The organism is Chryseobacterium sp. NRRL B-14798 (genome assembly GCF_050470705.1).
Taxonomy (GTDB): domain Bacteria; phylum Bacteroidota; class Bacteroidia; order Flavobacteriales; family Weeksellaceae; genus Chryseobacterium; species Chryseobacterium cupriresistens.
On the sequence record NZ_JBFLUL010000005.1, the window covers coordinates 1282587 to 1303880 of the forward strand.

Below are 21294 nucleotides of genomic sequence, written 5' to 3' on the forward strand. Positions count from 1 at the left end.
TACAAAAAATTATGTTGAATAAGAAACTTTAGAATGAAAATTATTTTCCTGATTTTCCCGAAAAGTTTAAAATTGTACCTGATTTATTTCCTTCCAAAGGATGTTTCTGCATATAAAAATATCCTGAAACAGCAGTCACAAGCAAGAGTACAAAAATAACCAGAACAATTCTTTTTAACATGTCTCTCATAGCGCTAAATTTTTAATATCTCTAATTTCTAAAGTAGATGTAGGGTATCCCTTTTGTGTCACATTGATCATTGCTCTACCCACTTCGTGTAAAGTTAATGATTTTGACTGAAAAAATACAGGAAAAATCCAAATAAAAGGTTTAAAAAACCATTTTACATTGATTTGACCCTCAACAGGTTTCATAAATCCCGGACGGAAATTATAAGCGCCTCTGAAATTCATTCTTTTCAGATCATTTTCTGTTTTTCCTTTTACACGGGCCCACATCATTTTTCCACTCTCTGTGCTGTCTGTACCTGCCCCGGAAACATAGTTGAACACCATTTCAGGATTTTGGTTCAAAACAGCTTTTGCAAAATGAAGGGTTGTATCATAAGTGATTTGGGTGTATTCTTCTTCGTTCATGCCTATACTGCTAATTCCTGCACAGAAAAAGCAGGCATCATAACCTTTTAGTTTTTCATCATTCAGATCGAGCGAAAGAAAGTCAGGGACGAGATATTCTTTCAGCTTAGGATACGTTTTCCCGGAGGGTTTTCTGCTTATGCTCAGGATTTCGGAAACATCCGGGTTTTCAAGACATTCCATTAAAACACCTTCGCCTACCATTCCCGTAGCTCCTGTAAGAATTATTTTGATTGGGTTCATTGCTTTGCTATTGATATTGGATATGACGGATAGGGATAGGGTTTTACTTTAAAATTTTAGATAAAAGATAAAAGATGTTGTCTTAAATGTCTGGATTCAATAATTCAATAGGGATGGGCTTTAGCCCGCCTTAAAAATGAGCCGCCTTGTACTGGATTTAGCTAAAACTTAATTATACAGATTGCTTCGTCGCTATGCTTCTCGCAATGACAATGGGGAAAACTTTTAAAATAAAAGCCAGCGCATTTTTGCGCTGGCCTTCAATATCTTTATAAGCTTTACTTTTTATGTCGCAGCTGACTGTAAATATTATGGATCAATCCGTCTGCTACGGAAATTTTAGGAACAAAGATCTTATTGATATCAGACCATGACATGACATTGTTAAAAATTCCCAGGGCATGTACCAATACATCGGCACGATCCTCTCTAAGGTTGTAGTTGGTCATTCTTTCTTCCACAGAAAGTTCATTGAATTCTTTGTAAACCTTTTTCAGATGAGACAGAGACATTGGTTTTCCATCTTTGGTCTTGCTCATAGAGAATACTTTGTTGATATTTCCACCCGAACCGATGGCAACAATTGGCTTTTTGCTGACAATATTTTTCTTGATTTCCTCCTTCATTTCTTTCCAGTTATCCATCGTAACAAGATTGTTGAGAAGACGGATTGTTCCGATGTTGAAAGATTTTTCGTAAACCATCTTGCCATTTTCGTAGAAGGTCAGTTCTGTAGAACCTCCGCCCACGTCGATATATAAATAGGCAAATTCTTTATCAAGACCTTCTGCAACATGATTTTCATAAATCAGGGTAGCTTCCTCATCACCGGAAATAATTTCAATATTGATTCCTGATGTGTCTTTTACCAGATTGATGATATCATTACCGTTGGCAGCATCACGCATGGCACTGGTAGCACAGGCTCTGTAGTGGTCTACTTTGTATATTTTCATCAGGTCACTAAAGATTTTCATGGAATCAATGACCATTTTTTCTCTTTCCGGACCTATCTTTCCGATGGTAAAAACATCCATTCCCAGTCTCAGAGGAATTCTGAGAAGGTTCAGCTTAATAAATTCAGGCTTTCTGTTATTGATCTTTACCTCATTGATAAGAAGGCGGGCTGCATTACTCCCTATGTCTATCGCTGCTATCTTCATTTCTTGCTTGTTTTAGCTTTTAAATATTTATAGGTTTCTATTTGTGATCGGCATTCTTTTTTATCATTTCTTACGTATTCATTGCTCAGTTTTTTGTCTAAAATCCTTGCTTTTACGTTATCTCTAAGCTGGATATCAAGAATATCTTTTAATTCCTTCTTAAGGTTCTTATTAGTGATTTTAGCGGCTGCTTCAATCCTGTAGTCAAGGTTTCTTGTCATCCAGTCTGCGGAAGAAATGTACATGTCTTCAGCCCCTTTATTGTAAAAATACATAACTCTGGCGTGTTCCAGGTATTCATCTACAATACTGATGGCTTTTATTTTTTCTTTGAATTCCTTTTGATTTACGGCACAATAGATACCTCTTACAATCATTCTGGTTACCACTCCGGCTTTAGCAGCTTCATATATTTTTTCAATCAGTGCGCGGTCACTCATTGAGTTTACTTTGACAATGATTTCTGCTCTTCGTCCTGCCTTAGCTTCTTCGATTTCCTTATCGATATGGTGAACAATCTTTTCACGCATAAACTGAGGGCAAACTAATAAATTTTTACAAGTTTTCAAAATGGAAATAAAATCATCTTTCGGTTTTTTCAACACATTGAAGACTTTATTGATATCTGCCATGATGCCTCGGTCTGCAGTCAGCAACAGATGATCACCATATATTCTGGCTGTTTTTTCGTTGAAATTTCCGGTACTTACGAAGCCATACTGGATTGTTTTATTGTGGGCTCTCTTCTTGATGACACAAAGTTTGGCATGTACTTTTTTATTAGGGATTCCTACAAGCACAGTAATTCCTTCCGGTTCCAGCATATCTTTCCATTCCAGGTTGGATTCTTCATCAAATCTTGCCTGAAGCTCCAGCATCACAGTCACTTCTTTACCATTTCTGGCAGCGTAAATCAGAGCATTGATAATTTTTGAACTGCTTGCCAGACGGTACGCTGTAATTTGTATGGATTTTACATCCGGATCCATAGCGGCTTCACGGAGAAGATCAATCACCGGATTGTACTTGTGATAAGGGAAGGTAAGGAGTACATCTTCTTTTAAAATGACATCTGTCACTCTTTCCCCATGCTCAAACGCCTGATGCGTAAAAGAGGTTCTTTCTACAGGTCTTTCATACTTTTCAAAAACATCGGGAAAATCCATGAAATGCTTGAAATTATGAATTTTGCCTCCCGGAATGATGCTGTCTTTCTTAGTTAAGTTAAGCTTTCTGATAAGGAGTTCCAGCAGAGCTTTATCCATATCTTTATCAAAAACAAAACGGGTAGGCTTTCCTTTTCTTCTGTTTTTGAGTCCTTTTTCTATTTTTTCTGCAAAGTTGGTTCTGATATCATTATCCAGATCCAGTTCGGCATCCTTTGTTACTTTAAATGCATTGGCTGCAAATTCATCATATCCAAAATAAGAAAATATGTGCGGAAGATTGAAGGCGATTACATCCTCCAGAAGCATTACATTTTTTTCTTCCGGATCTTCTGTTGGCAGCAATACGAATCTTCCTACAAAACGGGAAGGAATTTCAATAATGGCATAATTACTGGAATACTGCCAGTCTTTTTTTCTCATGGCTACTCCCAGATAAAGACTTTTATCACGCAAATAAGGCATAGGAGTATTTTCGTGAAGGAGAATCGGGATCACATTGGATTCTACCACTTCATCGAAATATTGTCTGACAAATTCTTTTTGGTTGGCTGTCAGGTTTTTGGCATTCTTAATAAAAACTTTATGATCAGCCATTTCGGTCTGGATTTTTTTCCAGGTTTTATCGAAATTCAGCTGTTGTCTCATCACAACTTCATTGATTCTCTGAAGGATCTTGGATGGCGGCTGATAAAAAGATTCGGCAATCACTTTTTCCTTAAAATCCATGGCGCGCTTTAATCCGGCAACACGCACTCTGAAAAATTCATCTAAATTGTTGGAGAAAATTCCGAGGAAACGTATTCTTAAATGTAAGGGAACTTTTTCATCCATAGCTTCCTGCAAAACTCTTTCATTAAAGGCAAGCCAAGTAATATCTCGGGGATTAAAGTGTATTGACATTCTAAATGTGTATATTTTATCAAAAATAATCATTCGTACAGATTCTTCCTCTATTTCTTAGGTTAAACTTTGATTAATTTTTAAAGGTTTGATGAGTTATTCTTTGTGATCTTCGATTTTCCTTATAAAGTAATTGGTTTTCAGTGGTTTTTGATATATTTATATCACGAACTATTTGCTATTAATCAGGATACATATTCATTGGAGAAAATGCTTTAAAGAATTATAAAAACTTGTAACCATGAAAAAAATTATGATTATACTTCTGCTACAGTTATTTGGTTGGGGATACAGTCAATATGTAGAGGTTTTGGAAAAAGGAAATTTGGAAAACTTGTCTCCTCAAAAATTTATGATTCCTTTACAGAATCAGGAAAACTATAAATCTGCTTTTTTAGGACGATATAAAGCTCATTATCCCGGTACCTACCTCGGACATTTGTTTACAGCTATTAGCGATGAAGCAAAGAATGCAGGAGCCAATGCCTATTATATTGTGAGTTTCAAAGAAGGAGATAAACAAAATGAGTCTGAACTGATATTGGATACTTATCATATCCGGGATTCTGATATCAAAGATCAAAGTCTGCTGATTGAAAAAAATAGAATTTATATTATTGGGGAACCCGTTTTAAATAGTGAAAATACGTCAAAGTTTAAAGTAAACGGAGCCAGAAAAGAAGTAAAAGACAATACATTTGCAACTGTAGTAATAAAGGAAAATGAAGAGGTTAAAATAGTAAAAGGAGGAATTACTGGAATGGCAGTATGGGTAAAATGGAAGCCGGAGCAGTTTAATAAATTCTACAGCTTTTCAGGCATCGGAATAGACGGTGCAGGTTTTGGAGCTAATGGAATGGGAGTTGGCATTAATACAGGAAGGATATATTCCGTAGATCCTGACCTTGGGTATTTTTTAATCCGGGTTTTAAAAGAAAGTAAATAGTATCTTTCACCTCATAGAGGAGAAGTTGACATATCTTCATACATAAAAAATGATTTTTTTTCCTGAATATAATTTCAAAACCTCGATTTTATCGGGGTTTTTATTTTTATTGTGTCATTTTGTCATATTTTTTTGAATGGTACAGATATTGAGAAATTGAGAGTGTAAATTAAAATTAAAAATAGAAAAAATATAAAATATTATGAGTAAAATAATTGGAATTGACTTAGGAACAACCAACTCTTGTGTTGCTGTAATGGAGGGGAAAGACCCTGTTGTTATTCCTAACGCAGAAGGTAAGAGAACTACTCCTTCTATCGTAGCTTTTACGGAAGACGGAGAGAGAAAAGTAGGTGATCCTGCAAAAAGACAGGCTGTAACGAATCCAACAAAAACTGTTTACTCTATCAAAAGATTTATCGGAACCCACTTTAAAGATGATGCTTCTGAAATCACAAGAGTACCTTATAAAGTAGTTGCCGGACCAAACGATACAGTAAAAGTAAAAATCGACGATAGAGAATATACTCCACAGGAAATTTCTGCAATGACTCTTCAGAAAATGAAGAAAACTGCTGAAGATTATCTTGGTCAGGAAGTAACAAGAGCAGTAATCACTGTTCCTGCATACTTCAACGATGCACAAAGACAAGCTACTAAAGAAGCTGGTGAAATTGCAGGTCTTAAAGTAGAAAGAATCATCAACGAACCTACCGCTGCAGCGTTAGCGTATGGTCTTGATAAAAACCATAAAGATCAGAAAATCGCAGTATATGACCTTGGTGGTGGTACTTTCGATATCTCTATCCTTGATTTGGGAGACGGTGTATTCGAAGTATTGTCTACAAACGGTGATACCCACTTGGGAGGTGATGACTTTGATGATGTGATCATCAACTGGATGGCTGACGAGTTCAAAGCTGAAGAAGGGGTAGACTTGAAAGCTGATGCCATTGCTCTTCAAAGATTGAAAGAAGCAGCTGAAAAAGCTAAAATTGAATTATCTTCTTCTCCTCAGACTGAAATCAACTTACCATATATCACAGCTACTGCTACAGGTCCTAAGCACTTAGTGAAGACTTTAACAAAAGCTAAATTCGAGCAATTATCTGCTGATCTTGTAAGAAGATCTATGGAGCCTGTTGCTAAAGCATTAAAAGATGCTGGTTTATCAACTTCTGATATCGACGAAGTAATCCTGGTAGGTGGTTCTACAAGAATCCCGATTATCCAGGAAGAAGTAGAAAAATTCTTCGGTAAAAAACCATCCAAAGGAGTAAACCCGGATGAGGTTGTAGCCATTGGTGCAGCTATTCAGGGAGGTGTATTGACAGGAGATGTAAAAGACGTATTACTACTTGACGTTACGCCACTTTCTTTAGGTATCGAAACAATGGGTTCTGTATTCACAAAATTAATTGAAGCGAACACTACGATCCCAACAAAAAAATCTGAAGTATTCTCTACAGCTTCTGACAACCAGCCGGCTGTAAGCATCAGAGTTGGACAGGGGGAAAGACCAATGTTCAACGATAACAAGGAAATCGGTAGATTTGACCTTACAGATATTCCACCAGCACCAAGAGGAGTTCCTCAGATTGAAGTAACATTCGATATTGATGCGAACGGTATCCTAAGCGTATCTGCTAAAGATAAAGGAACTGGTAAAGAGCAGTCTATCAAAATCCAGGCTTCTTCAGGTCTTTCTGACGAAGAAATCGAAAGAATGAAGAAAGAAGCTCAGGAAAACTCTGCGGCTGATGCTAAGAGAAAAGAAGAAGTTGAAATCTTCAACAAAGCTGACGGATTGATCTTCCAGACTGAAAAACAATTGAAAGAATTCGGTGAGAAACTTTCTGCTGACAAAAAAGCAGCTATTGAAGCAGCTCATGCAGAATTAAAAACAGCTTTCGAAGCTAAAAATGCTGATGACGTAAAAGCTAAAACTGAAGCGTTAGATGCAGCCTGGATGGCCGCTTCTGAAGAATTATACGCAGCGGGTCAACAGCCAGGTGCTGATGCAGGTGCAGGAGCTCAGAATGCTGGTGGAAACGCCGGAGCTGAAGATGTACAGGATGCAGACTTCGAAGAAGTAAAATAATAAATGTAAACACTAACATTTAATTATAAATCAACCCGGCAGCAAACAAAGTTTGCTGCCGGGTTTTATTTTACAGGAGATTTAACTTGCCCTCAGAAATAGGGTTACAGTTTTTTAAGTACCTTTTTTATCCTTCAGAATCATTTTACCCCAATCATTGATGTGATCCAATAAAGGAATAAATGACAATCCCAAATCTGAAAGACTATATACAACTTTTACCGGAGGCTTTGTTCCAAATACCGTTCGTGTTATCAGCTGATCTCTTTCCAATTGCCTCAACTGAATACTTAAAGTTGTTTCTGTAATAAAAGAAAGGTCTTTCTTGAGCTCGCCAAACCTTTTATCCCCATTTTTTAAGTGGCAGAGAATAACCCCTTTCCATCTTCCTCCAATGAGATCCATTACGAAACTTACAGCACAGGGATAAGATTTCTGATCAACATTAACGAATAAGGACTCACATTTTTTTTCCATCTTTTCTATAGTATCTAAATTGATAGTTATTTTATGATAATAGTACAGGAGCTATTTTTACACAATATTAATCAGAATAAAAGAAATAAAAAAATGTATCAGCTAGCCCAAATTAATGTTGCCCGAATGATAGGAACCAACATAGAAGATCCGGTGATGAATGAGTTTGTCAGTCATTTGGATTCAGTAAACCAATTGGCAGAGAAAAGCGACGGATTTATCTGGAGACTCAAAGATGATGAAAACAATGCTACAAGTTTTAATCCACTAAACGATGAACAGGTTATCATCAATTTATCGGTGTGGGAAAACATAGAATCCCTGGAACATTTTACTTATAAAACATTCCACGTTGATTTTCTGAGAAGAAGAAGAGAATGGTTCCAAAAATACGGAAAAGCTCACTATGCGATGTGGTGGATTAAAAATAATGAATATCCTGGTATAGATGAAGCATTGAAACGGCTAGAATATTTGCAGGAACACGGTTCCTCTTCTTATGCATTTAATTTTCAGCATGTTTTTCAGTCGCCATAGTTGCAGCGTTGAAAAACTTTTGCAATGAGCATGCTAATAAAGCTATCTTTGTACGGTTCAGTATTTTTATTGAAATAAATGAAAGAAAGATATATTGCTTTTCTGGCAGTTGCCGGAGTACTATGTTTACTAAGTTATACTTCTAATGATCCTGCAGGATATACTGTGGAAGAGCTTCGCACACTGTACAGCAGCGGGGACCAGAGTAAATGGCCGGCACCTCATTTATTTGATGAAGCTAAAGAAGGGTTTCAGGATATCGGACCGTTGCCAAAAATGAGTTTTCCTGAAGATAATCCCTATTCCGAAGATAAAACGGAACTGGGAAAAATGTTATTCTTTGATCCGAGATTGTCAGGAAGCGGACAAATTTCCTGTGCCAGCTGTCATAATCCCGAAACAGGATGGTCAGACGGAAGCAGGGTCTCTTTTGGTCATAACAGGCAGACGGGAACCAGAAATGCTCCTGCTTTGGTAAATATAGGATATGCTAAAACACTTTTCTGGGATGGCCGTTCCGCAACGTTGGAAGAGCAGGTGAAAGCCCCTATTGAAAATCCGGTAGAAATGAATCTTCATATGTCTATGGCAACAAAAAACATCAGTAAGATTAAAGAATATAAACCTTTTTTTCTGAAAGCTTTCGGAAACGAAGACGTAACAGAAGAAAAGATTGCAAAAGCGATTGCCGCATTTGAACGTTCACTGACCAGTCCGCCTTCGAGGTTTGATCAGTTTGTTACCGGAAAGAAAGATGCTTTAACGGATTCCGAAATCAATGGTCTTCATCTATTCAGAACCAAAGCTAATTGTATCAACTGCCACAATACACCTTATTTCTCTGACCGGAAATTTCACAATCTGGGGCTTACTTATTATGGAACACCATATGAAGATCTGGGAAGATATATCGTTACCCATAAAAATGAAGATGTAGGAAAATTTAAAACCCCTGCCTTGAGAGAAGTTTCTGAGAACAAACCTTATATGCATAACGGGCTTTTCCCTGAGCTGGCGAACGTTGTCATGATGTATAATGCCGGAATGCTGAAGGAAAAGATCAATGATCATAAGTTTCCTCGTAAATCAGCAATGGTAAAAAAACTGAATTTAACAGATGACGAAGTGTTTGATATCGTAGCATTTTTAAAAACACTGAGCAGTTATCAATACAAAGTACGTCCGCCGGAATTACCTAAGTCATAATAATTTATGGTAAAACTATTTTAACCAGAAAGATTTATTTTGTGTGTTTTGAGCTTGCAAAAATTAAATTCATAAAACAAAAAGGTCTCTGGAGCTGAGCTCAAGAGACCTTTTTGTAATTGATGTAATTGATGATGCTTTTACTTACTAGTTATCTTTAGTGAAAACAGTAGCAGCCATTGAAGCTTTACCCCAGTTGAAATTACTTCCTGTAGCGGACCACATATTAAACCTAACTGGATAAGAATTACTTTCAGCATACCCATTTAAAGTATAGGTTACTGTAACAGGAGAAGCACTGGTATTGTTAAAGGTATCATTAAATTTTCCGGAGACAGAAACCATTTCAGAGCCAGTAGTTCCTTCCGGAAGGGTAAATTTTCTGGAACACTCTGGTGCTTCTATACCATCTTTGAGAAAACGTATTCCAAAATAACCAGTAATAGGTACACCAGTATACTGAACTCCAGTCCCCATCGGAACGCTATAATCTACAACAATTTTAGCAGTATTGTTAGCTGGAATAGTTACCGAAACAGATAATCCCAGATCAATATTATTTACAGTAGTACCAGAAGGTAGTGCTATCTGGCCTACCGGAGCTGTTGCCGTATCCGTAAAAACTCCTAAAAGTTGATAATCAGTTGTCTGAGGGGCTAATTTATCCCACTTTGGAGCTGCCGGAGTTCCTGAATTAGTATAAAGTCCTTCTCCATAGGGAGTTAAGGCGGTGTTGGAATTATAAACCATTAACCCTTTTGCAGGAGAGGGAACAGTAGCTCCATCTGTGACTGAGGTTAATGATACTCTTGGCAGCAAAAAGCCTCTGTTGGTAGCAGTAAGATCAAGCAAAGCTGAGTTATCAGGAGCATTGGTACCCACCCCGACATTTCCGCCTACAGGATTAAGTGCTAAAGGAAGACCCGTAGTTGAAGTTTTATTCTGGCTTGAAATATAAGATCCAAAAGGGGCATTGGTATAGGTTCCGAAATCCAGAGCATGGTTCGTACTCCCATCAACTCTAAAGGTTGCATTGGTATTGGCTGTACCCAATGCAGAAGGCTGTGCATTGATTCCGGCTACCACCAGCTTATTCGTAGGGGTAGTGGTTCCAATTCCCAGACGGTCATTGGCTGCATCCACAGATAAGGTATTTCCGTCTACAGAAAATGCATTGGTCTGCGTTCCTGTAAATGCCAGGGTATTAGCGCCCTGTGTTACCGTTCTGTTTCCGGTAAGAGTACCGTCTGCAGTATAGAGATTTACCGGAGTAGCTCCTACAGATCCGCCATCTGTAGATCTCCATCCTGAATTACTGTATACATATTCCAAAGCTTTGCCATTGGGAATGGTAACCCCACCTAATGAGGCGCCAAAACCTCCTGTTGTATTATTATAAACAATGATTCGCTGACCTGCATTAGGGGCAGCAGGCGCAGTAACCGTAACGGTTGCTGTAGCAGCGCCGGTAAGTTGTACCTGGCTGACATTGGCAGGTATCGTAACAGCATTACCCGCAACAGCTAAAGCGGTTTCACGGTTGGTAATCGCTCCGTTTACATCCAAAGCTGTTCCTGGAGAATCTGTAGCAACCCCTACATTTCCTCCCACCGGATTTAATACTAATGGAAGACCTGTGGCAGCCGTTTTGTTCTGGCTTGAAATATAGGATCCATAAGGAGAGTTGGCATAGGTTCCGAAATCCAGCGCATGGCTGGTATTTCCATCAACTCTGAGTGCAGCATTGGTATTGGCTGTGCCCAATGCTGAGGGTTGGGCATTAATGCCCGTTACCACCAGTTTATTAGTGGGGGATACTGTGCCTATCCCAACATTACCGTTAGATATCACAGTAAAATCGTCAGTAGACTGAGCTGTTGAAGGCACTCCCGTTGTTGGATTATTTTTTAATCCGTCAATGTTAAATATTCCCTGAGGATTACTTGTATTGATCCCCACTTGTGATTTTGCCACCAGAGAAAAGGTGGTGAGCAAGCCGGCTAGTAATAAATTTTTTTTCATAATATATAAGAAATTAAGATTAGAATAAATTAATATCTCTTTTTGTTGTCGGGAACTCCATCATAGCAACAGAGTCTCCTTACATTTTACTATTATATCTATATCAGATTCACATATTTTTTGTCAATCTTTCATTTCAATTGTTGAAATGAAATAAAAAAGATTGTGCTGTATAGTATTGTTTTTTTGATCTTCAATTTATTTCATGATTTCCTTAGTAAAAATAAGATTTATTAAGGTGGTCGCATGTTTTTGATATACAACACACATACATCACATGTACATCATTTGATGAAATCAATGTATTTTATACTTTGTATTATCATTGTTGTGTGAAATAATTAATCTATAATGTGTTTTATCTTTTTATATTTAAACCTTAGCAATACGGTGTTCCGGTATTCTGCAGCTCTTTTGTAAAGGCTCTTTTGATTTTGATTAAAAAAGAAATTACTTGTAGCTGTAAAAGATATAAGCTCATACATCATCTGGTATTGATGGTATCATAAATGGTATTTTTGAATGAAATACAGATTGTAAAAAGGCTTAATGTAATTACTGCATATTTTAAGTGTAAAAATATAAAGCCTGGATGAGCAGGTATCTCACGGTACTAATAATCATCCAGGTTTAATAAAATTATTGACTTGTCTCTTTTATGAATACCCGGGATTAATAATTAACAAAAGGTCTTCATATGGATAGTCCTTCGGCAGGCTCAGGGTGACAACCCGGATACCAACTGGAATTTTTAAACGTTGTCAGGATGAGCCTGTCAAAGCTAATATTAAAGTTGTTTACACTTTACAAAACCACAAAAATCACAAAAGATTTCATTTAAAAACATTTGAGTTTACTTAAGTAAGTTTAAAATGAGACTGCACAAAAGCTCACATAAGAGATGAACATTTCAACTTCGCTCAACAGGCAAAGATTTTCACAAAGCTTAAGTGGGCTATTATATATAAGGTCTGACTCTAAAAAAATGGAGTGTTTAAAACTTTTGGGTCTTTTGTATTTAAAAATAATGAATATAAAAGTGTAAACAGCTTCATTACTAAAAAAGGACAGGGCAATAAATAAAAATACCCTTCAAAATTTTTTTTGAAGAGTATTTGAAGCTGGATATGTTCCAGATGACTTAGTTATTGGTTACTGCTATGGAACGGGAGAAGCAGTTGCCGCTCCGACGCTGCTGCCTCCAAGATTATAAGTGCCAGTACTCAGATTCGACATTTGTTCATTGGAAATAATCAGTACTCTGATTCCCCACACAAATGAACTGCCTGATGTAGTATTTGCATTAGGGACATCTGCATAAATCCTCCAGGTTCCGTTTTGCTGAAAAGTATAGATATCTGGTGCCTGAAAATCAAAAACGGTTGAACCATTACCTTTAAAGCCTGCATTGATATCACTGTGATTATTGGTGTCAAATCCCACTACAATGGCAGTATATGAAGAAACAGGTATTTTGGTATCGAAGTTAGAGATGAAATCTCCGTTCGGGTTTGTAAAAGTATAATATTTAAAATACATTTTTGAAACAGGTCCTATTTTACCCCAGTTCGGTGATGCGCTTGTTCCTCCGTTATAGTAAATTCCTTCTCCCTGAGGTGACATGGCTGTATTGTTGTTATACACCAGAAGGCCTTTTGCAGGTGCGGGAACAGTACTGGCATCTGATGGAGATGACAGGGATACTCTTGGCAGTAAAAGTCCTTTATTGGCAGCATTAAGATCCAGCAATGCTGAATTATCCGGACTATTGATTCCTACCCCTACATTCCCGGAAGGAGTAACTACCACTTTTGCACTATTATTAGCCATCAGGTTCAGATTATTTGAAGTAGTAGTCCCCACATAACCTGCTCCTGCTCCGATATATGTTTTCAGATTCACTGTACCATTGGTATGGTTTAAACCAAAACTATTATCAGGGGTGCTGATGGTCAGTTTGGTGTCAGGCGTTGCAGTACCAAGACCTACACGGTCATTGGCAGCATCTACAGATAAGGTAGTTCCATCCACAGAAAATGCATTGGTCTGTGTTCCTGTAAAGGCAAGGGTATTGGCTCCCTGGGTAACAGTACGGTTTCCTGTCAGAGACCCATCCGTGTTATAGATATTGGCAGATGCAGGTGCTGCCGGTAGAGCTTTCCATGTTGCTACTCCGCTGGCATCGGATGTTAACACCTTATCTGTCCCTTGCGTTCCGTCTACAATTTTCAAAGCCCCGCTTGTTCCTGATTCAATCTGAAGCTTACTAGTAGGATTTGTTGTCCCGATACCAATGTTTCCGGAAGATTTGATGGTCAGTCTCGGCGCATAATCTGTAGCATTTCTGGTTGAAAATTGTAATCCTGCATAGCTGTTGGCTGCATCACGGTCGATTCCTGTAATGCTTGCTCCTGATAGTCCTGTTTCAGATGTTGATGGAATGAACCCCAGCTCTGCAAACTGCCCGCCGGTGCTATTTAAATTATAGAGGGTAATATTTCTTGAAACTCCTTGTGAACACGGAGCCCCGCAATTTTCAATTCCTGCAGAAATGGTATTGGCTGTAGCTCCCGCACTGTTTTGAACAGACAGGGCAGAAGCAGGAGCGATGGTACCGATTCCCACTCTGCTGTTTGCAGCATCCACGGAGAAATTTTTCCCATTGACAGAAAAAGCATTGGTTTTTGTCCCTGTGAATGCCAGGGTATTGGCTCCCTGCGTTACTGTTCTGTTACCGGTAAGGGTGCCATCTGCATTGTAAATATTAACGGGAGTGCTCAGCTTTGTCCATACAGTACCATTGTAATAATAGTAGCCAACGGTATCAATATTCAAAGCGGTACCTGCAGCGGTACCCGTAGCGATATTGTTGACATAGATAAGGGTTGATACCGGAACCCCGGTCATACTCTGAGCTTTTTGTCTGTCTACTCTTGGAATAAGTAATCCTTCTACTGTTGTACCGGTACCAGTACTGTTTTTAGCGGTCACATCAAGTGTTGCAGCGGGGGTTGGGGTATTAATCCCCACCTGTGATTTTGCCAATGAAAAGGTAGCAAGCAATCCTACTACGAATAAATTTTTTTTCATAATATGTGTTAATTAATAATTTTCCTATATCAACAGTTATAATAGCAGTGAAAATATTACTGAACTTTATCTACGTGCTTTACTTACTGTGATTGGTTGCAAAGGTAATGCTTGGTGAAGTTTTAAAGTATATTATACGCTTATCATAGATACAACATGGGTATATCATAGGTACATCATTAGTGTATTTTTATTGAAAAAATATATGATATAAGGAAAAAATGTTAATAAATTAAACCACATTATAGTGAATTAAAGAGGGAAATACTATCTTTGCTTTTTGCCCTGGTTGCTTTTATCAGCTTACTATAAGAGGTTGTAAATAAAGATTGGTTTACCAATATAATTTTAAATCATGATTTATAGAGGAGAAATCAAGATAAGGAGGGTGTTATTGATTTAAATTAATAAAGAGACAGCTAATGTTATAATAATTTTTACATCTGTTTTATACATCTGTTGATTCTGGTTAGAATTTTTTTTTGCTGTCAGGTGGAAATAGGGTGCATTTTCAAGTGGGTGTAGTAAGGATGTATGATTTTTTTGAATCCTTTGTTTATAGGGATTTGAGAAGATGATGTATGTACGATGTATGTTATTATTGTGCATTTTTTATCACTTTTTTTTAACCTTGTGAAAAATAAGATAGATATGTATATAAGAAAAGTGAATCGCTGATCTCTTTGTGAGATTCCAGACATCCGGAACCAATAATAAGGTTGAATCATTTCTTTAAAGCAAAAAAGAAAAAAATTGAATTTATTACCGGTAGCAGGTGAAAACGGGAGACAACATATATTTTGATGTGATTCTCAATCTTGTTATTCGTGTAAATAAAAACAGAGAAAAGATAACATTCAAAAAAGGAGTAATTATACTTTACAGAACAGTAAATTATGATGGATAGGAAACTTTTGCCTTGTTTCTTGTTTTCTGAATTGGAGAATATTAATCTGATGTACTTATCATAATAATTTTATTTGGTCATGATAAGTATTTTTTTATCTTTAATCAATAACTCGTTATTATGTTTTTTTAAAAAAAAATAAATAAAATAATTTTATTTTCTTTCATAATATGTTATTCGCAACTATTTTCACAACGATATACAGAAAGGAATATTGATACTTTACTGATGAAAACAAATGAAGTACTCCGGACAAGAATATCTGACGATGATCTTATCCGTTGGAACAAAGGAATTATAAAGGAAGCAATCCGGATTGGCTACCGCGAAGGAGAAGCAATGGGATATGCCAATATTGCCAACCGATATGTATTTGGGGGTAATTTAAAGAAAGGGTTAGAATATTTAAACAAGGCTGAAGATATATCCGGGAAAAGCAATGATAATTTTCTTTTCGGTAAAATTAATCAGGAGTATGCCCAGGTTTATAGTAAAATGGATGTGAGTAAGCTGGCTTTGGAATACAATTCAAAAGCTGTGAATTATGCTTTGAAGCTGAGAAAAGATAACCGTGACTGCCGTCTGTTTTTACACTATGCCTATTCAACCAGATCTTTTTACATGTACAATGTTGACCGGCCTGACTCTGCTCTTATTTACCTGCATAAAGCTATAAAAATAGAAGCAAATCCTCTCGATATATCTAATGTTGCAAGGTACTTTACCATATTTGAGGTGAAACCTGATTCTGCCAGGTATTACTTTCAAAAGGCTTTTATGCTTTTAGAAACCAGGAATTTTAAACATGACAAATTCCAGAGAGCTGTTGTTTTACAGAATTATGGAATATTTCTGAACAGTCAGGGAAAAAGCAGTGAGGCTATCAACGCAATTAAGGAGTCAATTGAATTGGCTAAGCAGGTCAACAGACCTAAACTTCTTCTTAACAATTATAAGGAACTGTCTGGACTTTATAAAAATGAAGGAGATGCTGAAAAAGAAAATGAATATCTGAAAAAGGCAATTTCATTGCAGGACAGCCTTAATGCCAACCAGAATCAGGCTGTAAACCTCTCCATCAACAGACTGAATAAAGATAGAGAAAACGAAAAAGTTCAGTTTAAAAAACAAAATAATACCACGCTGTGGTATAGTGGTATCGCAATGCTGTTGGTTACTTTAATCACCGTTTACTTTTATTTACATGTAAGAAAAAAGAAAAAAAAGCTGGCGGAAAGTCAACAAATAATTTTTGAAATAGGGGAAGAAACAAAAGACCTGAAAAGAAAACTCAGTGAAAATTATGAGAATATCATTCAGCTTGCCAGAGAAAAAAAAGCTGATTTTTTTCCTAAATTCCAGGAAGCCTATCCGGAATTATTCAGGGAGTTGCTGAAAATAAATCCTAATCTTTCCAAATCGGATTTAACTTTTTGTGCCATGATATGGCTTGGCTTTTCGTCAAAGGAAATTGCTCAGAGTGTCTCTATGGAGCACAGATCTGTACAGACAAAAAAGTACAGAATACGGAAAAAACTGAATCTGGAAAGCGAGACAAATCTGTATCTTTTTTTCAGATCTATATTGGAGCCATAGCAGGTTTGAAAAGAATATCCATGTATCGGCTAATTTGAATAGATAATACAGAACCGGAACAAATCTTTTTGTTTCGGTTTCTTTGTTAATTTTTATCCTGAAAAGCTATAGAACATCAGAATTTATGATCTGAATTTTATAATCCGTAGTTTTTAGCTAAGGTTTTATATACATCATATGTGCATTTTCATTTGTTTATAAAATACATGATTTTAAAAAATGCCAATGTATTACATCCATTATAGTGAATTAAATAATAAAATATGATGTTTTCTTTTGTTGTTGCTGTAAAAAATATTGACTATACATAATGAGTTTATAATTGCTGTTTTGGATAATAAATGAAGGAATGCATGTCAGTTGGGGCTATCCATTTTCCTGTATTTCAATACAATAATTTTAACGATAAGAATCATTAATCCAAAAATTGGTTTTGAACCTATTACATAATGGATCGATTAGTAATTCGCCTTATTGTGTGTTTTCAAAAAACAAAAAAAGGCACTATGTGTGAGTAGTTTTTGTGGGTATACCTACAAAGTGGCGTATATATGTTGTAGGGTATTATTATGCTTCTCTCTGTTTTTTTCTTAATCTTGGTAAAAAATAGAAAATGTACTTCCCTATAAATTGCATACGATTATTTTGTAAAGAAGAGGGTGAGATTTCCGGCTTTGCAGTACAAGTACCGGCTGCAGAGAACTGCAAACAAAACTGTCATGAATAATTATAATCAAAGTTCTTCAGGTTATCCTCTGCACCATCCCACCTTACGGAAATTAGGTCTTGTCGGAGGTCTTTCCTGGCATTCAACGCTGGAATATTACATGTACCTGAACCAAACCATCAATGATTATTTCGGTAATAATACAAATCCTCCTCTTGTATTAGTAAATCTTGATCAGTATTCTATGCATCAGTTGCAAAAGTCGGATCATTGGGATATAATTGCAGCAATGCTGATTGAAGCCTGCGATCAATTATATAAAGCCGGAGCCACTGCAGCCATGTTTTGTGCTAATACCCCTCACAAAGTATATCATGATGTGCAGGCCCATAGCAGGATTCCTATACTGCATATCGGAGATGCAACAGGAGCTGCCATTAGAAAGAAAAGTCTTCGAAAGGTTGGGCTTATCGGAACAATATTTACGATGGAGGAGCCATTTATTGCAAAAATTCTTAAGGATCACTACGATATTGAAGTCATAGTACCTGACACAAAGGAAGACAGAAAAAATCTTCACATGATCATACAAAAAGAACTGTCTCTTGGTATTTTAAAGCCTGAAACAAAAAAATATATACTGGATCAGATTGTAATCCTGGAAACGATGGGTGCTGAAGGTATCATATTGGGATGTACAGAATTTCCGATTATTATCGGGGAAAATGATCTGGAGATTCCGGTATTCAACACCACATTGCTGCACGCCCAAATGGGAGTAGATTTTATTCTGAGAACTGATTTTTAACACTTGTTATAGTGCTTTAATTGTCTAATTTAATTTTAAATACTATGGAAAAAAAGACCTCATTATCCACCATGATACTGTTTATTGTGTTATTTTTGGCAAGTTTGTCCGCAAATCTGAAAGCACAAAAGGTAAATCCTGCTATTGATTTTTCCGGATATAAAAAGATTCAGGTGAAACCCAGTGAAGCTGATCCTTCGGTAAAGAACTGGGACAGTGCACATATTGTATTTTATGATAAGGCCATTAAGAATAATAAAGTACTGCTATGGCTCACAGGGACTAAAGGATCAACTGTTCATGTTCCCCAAAGTTTTTTAAAAACAGCATTGGAGCAGGGATATAGGGTTATAGCACTTTCTTTTATAAGTACCCCTGGAGTTTCGCAGGTGTGTAAAGGAGATTATTTGAATCAAAATATTGACTGTGCTGCAGAATTCCGTAGAAAACGTATTTATGGTGATAATACTTTCCTGCCTATTCCGGATCAGTATCAGGATGCCATAATACCTCGCCTGACAGAACTTTTACAGTATTTGTCAAAAAATGATAAAGAGGGTGTATGGTCTCAGTATCTTGATCACAACACAGGTAAACCTGTCTGGAGCAAAATCGCTATAGCCGGTCAGTCTCAGGGGGGAGGAATGGCTGAATTTATTGCCCAGCATGAGTCTGTAGCCAGGATCATCAGCTTTTCAGGGGGGTGGGATTACAGTAATTCCAAAACGAAAAAAATCGCAGGGTGGTACTCCCAAAAATTAGTAACATCACCTCAAAATGTTTTTGCAACTTATCATGTAAAAGAGGTTGCTTCAACAGAGCTAGCGGAAATTTGTAAAACACTCCATATCCCAGCAGAGAATGTTTTTGCATTAGATCAGTCTATTGTTCAAAACACAAATATGCGTACTCCTCCTAATCCCTATCATGTGGAAGGAATTAAAAATCCTGTGTATCAACCTATCTGGATAAAAATGCTTGGTTCGGGGCTATGATTTCTAAAAGATCATTTGCTATGATTTAAAGCTATAAGTTTAGATATGATAAAAACTCTTCCTGCTGGAAGAGTTTTTTTATTTAAAGACATAGAATATTAAACTTTCATTGTCTGACGATTCAAGGAAAATTACATACTTGAGTGTTGAAAATATTATTGTAATTATACTGGAGTAAATGTTTAAGTATTACTATTTTATGAAAATTGATTCATGAATTATGAGGAATGGTTTTAATTTGTATATTTGGTTTTATTTAGAATAAATAAAAATATAATTTAAAGAAATCATTAATGAATACAATTTTGTCCATCTAATCCACATTTTCATTAAAAACTATGAAACTACAAAACAAAAGAATCCTTACTCTGGATGTAATAAAAGGTATAAGTGTCATCGGAATGATCATTATACATACCTTATTGGTGTATGCCAATGTAAAATCACAATATGAAACAGCTGTCGGCAGTTTTATTGTTTTTCTTGGAAGGGGAACTTCTATTTTCCTGATCTGTATGGGAATTACTTTCATGACTTCCAGTCATCAAAGTCTTAAAAGTGCTTTAAAACGGGGTGCTTTACTAATATTTGCAGGGTTGTTCATGAACTTTATGAAGTTTATGATTCCTGTCATTTTTAATTTTGCTCCCGATAATTTTATCCAAAAATATGGCTGGGGCGCACCTATAGAACAGCAGTATGTATATCTGGTACAGCTGGGTGATATTTTACAGCTGGCTGGGATGTCTTTATTATTTGTTGGATTTATCAGGGCGTATGTGAAAAATAAATATATCATTCTGGCAATAGGTTTATTCGTTGCGCTGGTATCCAGGGAAGTAAGCGGAATTAACCTGGATTATCCTGTGATCAATTATGTTCTGGATCTCCTTTTCAATACCGATTATCCGGCATATGTCTATTTCCCTGTTTTTCCATGGATGGCCTTTATCATCATCGGAATGTTTTTCGGGAAATGGTTTCAGGAGCTGAACTACAATACCCAACAGATATTTAGAAATATGCTGTATGCCGGACTGTTATTTATTGCCATAGGAGCACCGCTGGTCTTTCTGTATGGTGATTATCATTACAATGGTTTTTATCATATGGGCCCCGGAGGTGTTCTTTATTTTGCAGGCTGGACACTACTGTTTTTATGGCTGATTAATACGTTTATGGCAAACGCCAAAGAAAATGGTTTTATACGTGTTCTCAAATATTGCAGTAAAAACCTGACCTCAATGTACATGATTCAATGGATATTAATCTCGTGGGGAAAAGGAATTTTCGGATATCGGCAACATGAAATTGGATACGTGTGTATGCTGATCCCGTTGTATATTATTCTCACCTTTTCAGTACAGACTATGGTGGATGTCATAAGAAAGAAAAAAACGTTAATTGACTTCATACTGATATCACCTGATGAAACAGTTTTAAAATAATAATTCCATCCTCTTTAAAATTCATAAAAACCACGGTAAAAATTACCGTGGTTTTGTTTTGTAATCAGCTAAGAATTTCCACTTCTTCCGGTACAACAAAAAGAATGGTACAGCCATGTTCAGATTTCACGGAATGTTTGAAATCAGGCGGAGTATATAGATAATCTCCTTTTTCAAGCCGGGCTCCTGCAATAGTTGCATCACCTTCCAGTATAAATAATTCCTCTCCTGCAGGATGGTTATGATAAGGATAGCTGGCTCCTGGTTCAAATTTTAAAAGAATACTGGTAGAACGTTTTTTTTCAGGATCAAATTTTAAGGATTTTACAAAAATACCTTGATAATGAATTCCTTTTTCAATCAAAGGCTGCCATTCTTTCTGTTCTGTTTTTACGATGTAATCGTGGATGTTGGTGTTCATG

General features: G+C 36.6%; 16 protein-coding genes. 8 read left to right on the top strand and 8 right to left on the bottom strand.

Annotation, left to right across the window (positions count from 1 at the left end; translation table 11 throughout):
* Positions 1 to 40 precede the first annotated feature (40 nt).
* The 4 genes from AB1278_RS06180 to ppk1 form a co-directional block, all read right to left on the bottom strand.
* Positions 41 to 190, bottom strand: coding sequence for a hypothetical protein (locus tag AB1278_RS06180; protein WP_156106575.1), 150 nt, complete (start codon positions 188 to 190; stop codon positions 41 to 43).
* Positions 187 to 840 carry an NAD-dependent epimerase/dehydratase family protein gene (locus AB1278_RS06185; RefSeq protein WP_202838814.1) on the bottom strand — a complete coding sequence of 218 codons (654 nt, stop codon included), beginning with the start codon at positions 838 to 840 and terminating at the stop codon, positions 187 to 189. Before AB1278_RS06185 ends, AB1278_RS06180 begins: the two co-directional genes overlap by 4 nt.
* A gap of 278 nt (positions 841 to 1118) precedes the next feature.
* Entirely contained in the window at positions 1119 to 2003 is an 885-nt protein-coding gene (locus AB1278_RS06190) for an exopolyphosphatase (protein ID WP_202838815.1), read from the bottom strand.
* The gene (ppk1, locus tag AB1278_RS06195; protein WP_202838816.1) at positions 2000 to 4072 is read right to left on the bottom strand and encodes a polyphosphate kinase 1; all 2073 of its coding nucleotides are present in this window, start codon (positions 4070 to 4072) and stop codon (positions 2000 to 2002) included. The genes AB1278_RS06190 and ppk1 overlap by 4 nt, the downstream gene beginning before the upstream one ends.
* A gap of 241 nt (positions 4073 to 4313) precedes the next feature.
* Here ppk1 and AB1278_RS06200 point away from each other — a divergent pair, with 241 nt between their 5' ends.
* Positions 4314 to 5018, top strand: coding sequence for a hypothetical protein (locus tag AB1278_RS06200; protein ID WP_343642282.1), 705 nt, complete (start codon positions 4314 to 4316; stop codon positions 5016 to 5018).
* Between the two features lie 202 nt (positions 5019 to 5220).
* Entirely contained in the window at positions 5221 to 7119 is a 1899-nt protein-coding gene (gene dnaK / locus AB1278_RS06205; protein ID WP_202838817.1) for a molecular chaperone DnaK, read from the top strand.
* A 114-nt stretch (positions 7120 to 7233) separates the two neighbouring features.
* Here dnaK and AB1278_RS06210 read toward each other — a convergent pair whose 3' ends face one another.
* Complete coding sequence (locus tag AB1278_RS06210) at positions 7234 to 7596, bottom strand: winged helix-turn-helix transcriptional regulator (RefSeq protein ID WP_202838818.1); 363 nt, start codon at positions 7594 to 7596, stop codon at positions 7234 to 7236.
* Between the two features lie 93 nt (positions 7597 to 7689).
* Between AB1278_RS06210 and AB1278_RS06215 the strand changes: the two genes are divergently transcribed.
* A complete protein-coding gene (locus AB1278_RS06215) occupies positions 7690 to 8133 on the top strand; it encodes a DUF3291 domain-containing protein (protein WP_238349589.1) in 444 nt (147 codons plus the stop codon).
* 78 nt (positions 8134 to 8211) lie between these two features.
* Positions 8212 to 9339: a cytochrome-c peroxidase gene (locus tag AB1278_RS06220; RefSeq protein WP_429813071.1), complete on the top strand. Its 1128-nt coding sequence runs from the start codon at positions 8212 to 8214 to the stop codon at positions 9337 to 9339.
* A gap of 147 nt (positions 9340 to 9486) precedes the next feature.
* On the opposite strand, the gene AB1278_RS06225 is transcribed toward AB1278_RS06220, so the two are convergent.
* Both AB1278_RS06225 and AB1278_RS06230 read right to left on the bottom strand, forming a co-directional pair.
* Positions 9487 to 11361 (bottom strand): hypothetical protein, encoded by a 1875-nt coding sequence (locus AB1278_RS06225; RefSeq protein ID WP_429813074.1) that lies wholly within the window; start codon positions 11359 to 11361, stop codon positions 9487 to 9489.
* 1158 nt (positions 11362 to 12519) lie between these two features.
* On the bottom strand, positions 12520 to 14451 hold the full coding sequence (locus AB1278_RS06230) for a hypothetical protein (protein ID WP_429813077.1): 1932 nt from the start codon (positions 14449 to 14451) through the stop codon (positions 12520 to 12522).
* 1135 nt (positions 14452 to 15586) lie between these two features.
* Between AB1278_RS06230 and AB1278_RS06235 the strand changes: the two genes are divergently transcribed.
* The 4 genes from AB1278_RS06235 to AB1278_RS06250 all read left to right on the top strand — a co-directional run bounded on the left by AB1278_RS06235 (position 15587) and on the right by AB1278_RS06250 (position 20872).
* Positions 15587 to 16954, top strand: coding sequence for a LuxR C-terminal-related transcriptional regulator (locus tag AB1278_RS06235; RefSeq protein ID WP_429813080.1), 1368 nt, complete (start codon positions 15587 to 15589; stop codon positions 16952 to 16954).
* Between the two features lie 719 nt (positions 16955 to 17673).
* A complete protein-coding gene (locus AB1278_RS06240) occupies positions 17674 to 18429 on the top strand; it encodes an aspartate/glutamate racemase family protein (RefSeq protein ID WP_429813083.1) in 756 nt (251 codons plus the stop codon).
* A 44-nt stretch (positions 18430 to 18473) separates the two neighbouring features.
* Positions 18474 to 19424 carry a BPSS1187 family protein gene (locus tag AB1278_RS06245; RefSeq protein ID WP_429813086.1) on the top strand — a complete coding sequence of 317 codons (951 nt, stop codon included), beginning with the start codon at positions 18474 to 18476 and terminating at the stop codon, positions 19422 to 19424.
* A 338-nt stretch (positions 19425 to 19762) separates the two neighbouring features.
* Positions 19763 to 20872, top strand: a complete 1110-nt coding sequence (locus tag AB1278_RS06250; protein ID WP_202838826.1) for a heparan-alpha-glucosaminide N-acetyltransferase domain-containing protein — start codon at positions 19763 to 19765, stop codon at positions 20870 to 20872.
* A 64-nt stretch (positions 20873 to 20936) separates the two neighbouring features.
* On the opposite strand, the gene AB1278_RS06255 is transcribed toward AB1278_RS06250, so the two are convergent.
* The gene (locus AB1278_RS06255; protein WP_202838827.1) at positions 20937 to 21293 is read right to left on the bottom strand and encodes a cupin domain-containing protein; all 357 of its coding nucleotides are present in this window, start codon (positions 21291 to 21293) and stop codon (positions 20937 to 20939) included.
* Between the last annotated feature and the right edge of the window lies 1 nt (position 21294).

What these genes read in the sequence shown, in the direction of transcription:
- AB1278_RS06180 (WP_156106575.1), bottom strand. Translation starts at nt 190, where the DNA reads ATGAGAGACATGTTAAAAAGAATTGTTCTGGTTATTTTTGTACTCTTG.
- AB1278_RS06185 (WP_202838814.1), bottom strand. Translation starts at nt 840, where the DNA reads ATGAACCCAATCAAAATAATTCTTACAGGAGCTACGGGAATGGTAGGC.
- AB1278_RS06190 (WP_202838815.1), bottom strand. Translation starts at nt 2,003, where the DNA reads ATGAAGATAGCAGCGATAGACATAGGGAGTAATGCAGCCCGCCTTCTT.
- ppk1 (WP_202838816.1), bottom strand. Translation starts at nt 4,072, where the DNA reads ATGTCAATACACTTTAATCCCCGAGATATTACTTGGCTTGCCTTTAAT.
- AB1278_RS06200 (WP_343642282.1), top strand. Translation starts at nt 4,314, where the DNA reads ATGAAAAAAATTATGATTATACTTCTGCTACAGTTATTTGGTTGGGGA.
- dnaK (WP_202838817.1), top strand. Translation starts at nt 5,221, where the DNA reads ATGAGTAAAATAATTGGAATTGACTTAGGAACAACCAACTCTTGTGTT.
- AB1278_RS06210 (WP_202838818.1), bottom strand. Translation starts at nt 7,596, where the DNA reads ATGGAAAAAAAATGTGAGTCCTTATTCGTTAATGTTGATCAGAAATCT.
- AB1278_RS06215 (WP_238349589.1), top strand. Translation starts at nt 7,690, where the DNA reads ATGTATCAGCTAGCCCAAATTAATGTTGCCCGAATGATAGGAACCAAC.
- AB1278_RS06220 (WP_429813071.1), top strand. Translation starts at nt 8,212, where the DNA reads ATGAAAGAAAGATATATTGCTTTTCTGGCAGTTGCCGGAGTACTATGT.
- AB1278_RS06225 (WP_429813074.1), bottom strand. Translation starts at nt 11,361, where the DNA reads ATGAAAAAAAATTTATTACTAGCCGGCTTGCTCACCACCTTTTCTCTG.
- AB1278_RS06230 (WP_429813077.1), bottom strand. Translation starts at nt 14,451, where the DNA reads ATGAAAAAAAATTTATTCGTAGTAGGATTGCTTGCTACCTTTTCATTG.
- AB1278_RS06235 (WP_429813080.1), top strand. Translation starts at nt 15,587, where the DNA reads ATGAAAACAAATGAAGTACTCCGGACAAGAATATCTGACGATGATCTT.
- AB1278_RS06240 (WP_429813083.1), top strand. Translation starts at nt 17,674, where the DNA reads ATGAATAATTATAATCAAAGTTCTTCAGGTTATCCTCTGCACCATCCC.
- AB1278_RS06245 (WP_429813086.1), top strand. Translation starts at nt 18,474, where the DNA reads ATGGAAAAAAAGACCTCATTATCCACCATGATACTGTTTATTGTGTTA.
- AB1278_RS06250 (WP_202838826.1), top strand. Translation starts at nt 19,763, where the DNA reads ATGAAACTACAAAACAAAAGAATCCTTACTCTGGATGTAATAAAAGGT.
- AB1278_RS06255 (WP_202838827.1), bottom strand. Translation starts at nt 21,293, where the DNA reads ATGAACACCAACATCCACGATTACATCGTAAAAACAGAACAGAAAGAA.